The organism is Thermocladium sp. ECH_B, assembly GCA_001516585.1.
GTDB lineage: Archaea > Thermoproteota > Thermoprotei > Thermoproteales > Thermocladiaceae > Thermocladium.
The window spans coordinates 1-4,804 of record LOBW01000104.1; the positions used below are offsets into that span (position 1 = coordinate 1).

Genomic DNA, 4,804 nt, shown 5'->3' on the forward strand with positions numbered 1-4,804 from the left:
ACAATAATTGCCTTGCCCACTCAATTATTGGTGACTCTCCTGAGCTCCGCCACTAGGAGCGGCCTCCAGTTAAGGCTGGACACGGCTAATGCATTGGAGAGAATGGCCAACTTATTATCCGTGATTTATGCGGAGGCAATTGTTCACTTAATGGCGGAGGCAGCGGGTAGTTCAATGAATATATTCGTTCAATTAATGAGGGGCTACTGGATAAGCCGCGGCAAATGAGGGCTCCTCAATATTTACCTGTGGTGCTGAGGAGCCTAAGGAACCGCATTCATTGGTTTGCATGTTATCGGTAACTACGGCAAGCAATTAATCGGCTTGTCCCCAAGTCTCTATATGTTGCTGATGCCCCTTTACATGCTTGCTGGATTAATGGTCCTGATCCACGTCTTCGGCTCATATTTGGGGTTCAGGGGACTAGCCGTGCCTAGGCGCATCGGAGTAATCATTTCGATATATGAGTCATTATTCTACTTCATTGTGCTGCTGGTCCTATATGGTTCACCCATCACCGCCTTATTAATTGCCTTCGCACTGATTCACTGGGCCGGGGCTTACGCATACATCAAGGGATACTTGGGCAAGCACTCATCTAGAACCAGGCTAAGGATGTATGGGCTCTATGAGGCTGTGGAGTTATCGTTCATACTCATTATCCTGCTTTACCTCTGAGAAATTGATCTAAATTGTCTGAAGAAGGAGAGACAATTAAAAACCCATAAATGCCAATAATTGAGGAATGAATTTTACCCATGAAACCTAAGGGCTTAATTATAAGATTGTGTTGAGACCATAGAAGTTACACTTACCATGGATGAAAGAGACAGAATTATTATTGCCTAAGGAATAGAAAAATTAAGGCCAGAAAAATAAGGCTAAAAGCTGAGGAAAACAGAGCCATTTTGGAACCTATAAATCCTGTAAATTAAACGGCAAACCTCGCCCTTTAGGGCCGGGGAGGGGTCAGTGAAGTAACGATTTATTTGGTTGTGTAATTATAGTTCTTGTAGTTTGCATTATTTTAATGATACTTAATGCTTATTAATACTTTACTTTGTTTAATTTCATATGGATCAATCATATAGGATCTCCGTGTTCAGGGCGGTGGAGGACTTGAAGTGGTCATCCGCTCATACTTGGTCCTTCATCGCCTTCTCAATGGGACTCCTCTTCGAGGCCTACCTGGTTGGAATAGCTCCAATAGCCACGACTTGGTTCACGCTGCCCAGCCAATTAACTGCATTGACATTGATTTGGCCATTTCTTTGGCTAATAGTTGGGTTAATAATAGTTGGGCCCCTCTCGGATAAGTTCGGCAGGAAGAGGCTCTTCCTATTAACCATGAGCATGTACGCGGTCGGCATATTGATATTCATTTCGGCAACAATGCTTATGCCAAGCTACTTATCGCTCCTAGTTTCCCTAGCCATTCTACTGGCGGCGGCCGGGGGAGAAATGAATGTCATNTTAACCGATATGCATGAGGTCATGCCGCGGCGCCACAGGAGTAAAGCCGCCTTCTTCCTAATCAACTTCATTAATGTGGGGCTAATGCTGGTATCCATAATTAGCCTAAACACTCAATTAATTGGCCCCTATTACCAGAGGCTCGCCATAGGGGTCATAGGCATACTCATACTTTTCGTCTTGGTCATTAGCAGAATGAAGATGCCGGAATCCATTAGGTGGCTGGAGAAGCGGGGAATGATTGATAAAGCCATTGAGGAGGTCAGGAAGTATTACGGCGTGAGTCTGGATCCAAGTAATTTGCCGAAAATAGAGGAGCAAGTCAATGCAAGCATGAATCCGCCCCTCTGGTTCCGCTTCCTGGTAGCGACCGCATTGATGACTGCTAATGATTTGGGCTTTGGACTATTAGCCTACGAGTTAGGCCCCATATACTATAGCGCGCAGACGGCATTAATAATACTTGTTACCTCAGCGGCGGAATTCATAGGCGGCTTATTGGTGGCTCCATTCGCGGACAGGATAAGCAGGAAAATCATACTCCTCGTTTCCACGGGCGGCTCAGCGATAACCACCTACATAATAATAGCGCTGATCGGGATCATAACGAGCAGCTTCTCCGCATTCATGATTCTGGACTTCGTGTTGAACATCTTCATTGGAATCCAGTACCTAACCATGGACACATTCAAGGGAGAACTATGGCCCACCAATAGGAGGGGGACATTCATTGGCTTGATCAGGCTAATATCCATAGGCTCCCTCATACCTGAAACGCTCTGGGCAGTGAATGCCCCATTAACTCAATTCCTGGCATTAAACTCTGGCGTGTGGACAATGGGGCTGCTGGCAGCCATAGCGTGGTACATGAAGGGAATAGAGACGGGAAAGGGAGTTAGCATAGCGATAACATCGGGAGAAGCGCCCGCCAAGACATAAACACAAATATAGCCATGCCCCCCATTAACTCTACGCCTCATAATGAGTCGCTTAATTTTTAAAAATCCAATAAATCAGTGATGCATGGGTTCACGTTCATTAATGGCATTAACGGGCATAATTGCGGCCATAGTTGCCTGGGCAGTTATACTCATAAGCATATGGATTAATCCATGGTTCATATTCACCAGGAATGCATTCAGCGATCTCGGGGGTCCATCCGCTCGATACCCATGGATATATAATTATGGACTAATACTAACGGCGGCATTAGTGCTCATCTTCTCCATTCACTTAATCCAATACTCCAGAAATAAACTGGAGACCGTGGGTGCATCATTCATATCAATAGCGGCGCTCTTCCTCGCAATGATTGGCGTATTCCATGAAGGCACTTACCCCCACGTATTCGTATCAACATGGTTCTTCGCGCAATTCGACCTAGCAATAATAACCTGGGGCTTGGGTTCAGCCATGTCCGGCAATAAGGAGGGCTGGATAGAGCTCCTAATGGGTCTCGCTTCCCCAATCCCAGCAATCCTCATTAAGTGGCCATCCGCAGCAACCCTAGAGGCCTACGGCATAGCAATAATAGATGTATTCACGATAATAGTTACCTATAGAGAATATGCCTCGAGGCAATTATCCCAATAGGAACCCTAACTGTTTTGCCCGCGATGCCTTGGGATTGTTTTGATGGGTGGAGGGGGCGTAATTCCTTCTTAATTGCGTGTCCAATTAATGGTAACGCAAATATAAATATTGCGCAACGCCCAAACCCCCAATCAATGCCCTGAACCAATCCCCCTTACACTCCTATTGCCAATGATTAGGAAAATAATGGATATCGATAATGCCGTTGACCACATTACTGTGGTGAGTCCATATAGGTAACTCTGCGAAACCACGCTGAATGCTGCCAAGTAGTTCAGTGCCGCCGCGTACGAGTCAATATATGCATGGGCAAGTATGGCCATGATTAGTCCCCTTATGCTGGTCCCAAGTCCCTGTGAGTACCTCAGGAACATGGCTGTTCCAGGGTGAAAGATCATTGATACCATTGGATTAAGGAGTAGGCCAATCAAGGAAATCAATTGGAGAGGCGCCCCCGGCGCAGTTACTAGCGTGGCCAGGATTGATGCTATTATGGTGGCCACATCTATAATGGCGAAGCCGTACCCCACCCAGAGAGAGGCAGTGGGTTCCCTATCTTTCACGGCGAAGAACTTAGCTATTTCCTGGCTTAACCCAGCCACTGAGCCGGCATATATCGCTATGATTAATCCCCCGCTCCTCTCTGCCTCCATTATTCCAATTATGCCCGNGCGAATAATTGTAATAATAGTTGGTATCTCCTGTATGGGTATTTGCACCAGTATTGCCAATAACATGTAGCCAACGCCAACGAAGACCCAACCCCCGCGNCCCCTCCATAATTTCCCCCCATAGAGGAAATACGCAGCCACAAGTATCATGAGGGGATAAATCAACCCCAACAAGATTAACTCAATCATGCAGAGACACAGGAAAGTGAGCTTTTAATCTTTCCGTTTCCGCATGAGTCCCCACGCAGCTAGGGCAATAATTATAACTAGGATGGCGGCGAGCAGTAAGTAATTGGGGCGCCGTGGAGCACTCGCATCCTCATACCATGCCGCAATGATTAGGGCANCCCTCCTCGCCAAGGCGGGATTATGAATTATGATGCCGATCTCCCTATTGCCGCTCAGCGACGTGGAGTCCAGATTGATTGATCCTATATATACGTACCCATTTATCGCTATTGCCTTAGCCGTTAAGCCGCCCAGTAAACGCGCGCCTAACTCCATTGATGCCGCCTGGTTCTCCCCATAATCATTGAGGACAACGTAGCGATGACCATGGGTGAGCACGGCGCCGAATTCGCCGGAGGATGGATATAATTCCTCCATTGCCATGTACAGCGGGCCGGGCATGTCGAGGAGTTCCCCAAGGCATTGCGCGGAGTTTATTGGGGACACAATTATGCCGGGGTAATCAAGGACGATCGGTTTCCCCTCATAATCCTCGATTATAATGTTGGCGAGCTCATGAGCAACCGTGGAGTTATGTATCACCACATCAATCCCGAGGTCCCTCGTTAAGCCGTAGTAAGTGGGATTAATGCTGCCCAGCACCGCCGTCTCATTATCTATTATGAAGACCTTTGAGTGCGTGAAATCATAGCCATACATGAAGCGAACCCTGGCCCCCGATGAATTAAGCTCATTAATTATGGCGTCCTCACTGCTCGGCACGCCGCCATACACGTTCCCCGAGAGGACTATCATTACTTCAACGCCGCGCCTCGATGCATTGATCAATTCATTGGCGAGGGGCCAATAAGTGAACTCATAGGCCTCCACGTATATCG

The 4,804-nt window shown here is 47.1% G+C and carries 5 protein-coding genes and 1 pseudogene; 4 read left to right on the forward strand and 2 right to left on the reverse strand.

All coding sequences use genetic code 11. From position 1 onward, the window contains the following. The 4 genes and pseudogenes from AT710_09180 (at nucleotide 1) to AT710_09195 (ending at nucleotide 3,066) form a co-directional block, all read left to right on the forward strand. Nucleotides 1–228: pseudogene (locus tag AT710_09180) on the forward strand. A 114-nt stretch (nucleotides 229–342) separates the two neighbouring features. Continuing rightward, entirely contained in the window at nucleotides 343–678 is a 336-nt protein-coding gene (locus tag AT710_09185) for a hypothetical protein (protein ID KUO90331.1), read from the forward strand. Between the two features lie 396 nt (nucleotides 679–1,074). Continuing rightward, the gene (locus tag AT710_09190; protein ID KUO90332.1) at nucleotides 1,075–2,412 is read left to right on the forward strand and encodes a hypothetical protein; all 1,338 of its coding nucleotides are present in this window, start codon (nucleotides 1,075–1,077) and stop codon (nucleotides 2,410–2,412) included. Between the two features lie 102 nt (nucleotides 2,413–2,514). Next, the gene (locus tag AT710_09195) at nucleotides 2,515–3,066 is read left to right on the forward strand and encodes a hypothetical protein (GenBank protein ID KUO90335.1); all 552 of its coding nucleotides are present in this window, start codon (nucleotides 2,515–2,517) and stop codon (nucleotides 3,064–3,066) included. A 131-nt stretch (nucleotides 3,067–3,197) separates the two neighbouring features. On the opposite strand, the gene AT710_09200 is transcribed toward AT710_09195, so the two are convergent. Then, entirely contained in the window at nucleotides 3,198–3,926 is a 729-nt protein-coding gene (locus AT710_09200; GenBank protein KUO90333.1) for a hypothetical protein, read from the reverse strand. A gap of 24 nt (nucleotides 3,927–3,950) precedes the next feature. Next, the gene (locus AT710_09205; protein ID KUO90334.1) at nucleotides 3,951–4,796 is read right to left on the reverse strand and encodes a hypothetical protein; all 846 of its coding nucleotides are present in this window, start codon (nucleotides 4,794–4,796) and stop codon (nucleotides 3,951–3,953) included. Between the last annotated feature and the right edge of the window lie 8 nt (nucleotides 4,797–4,804).

What these genes read in the sequence shown, in the direction of transcription:
- AT710_09195 (KUO90335.1), top strand. Translation starts at nt 2,515, where the DNA reads ATGGCATTAACGGGCATAATTGCGGCCATAGTTGCCTGGGCAGTTATA.
- AT710_09185 (KUO90331.1), top strand. Translation starts at nt 343, where the DNA reads ATGTTGCTGATGCCCCTTTACATGCTTGCTGGATTAATGGTCCTGATC.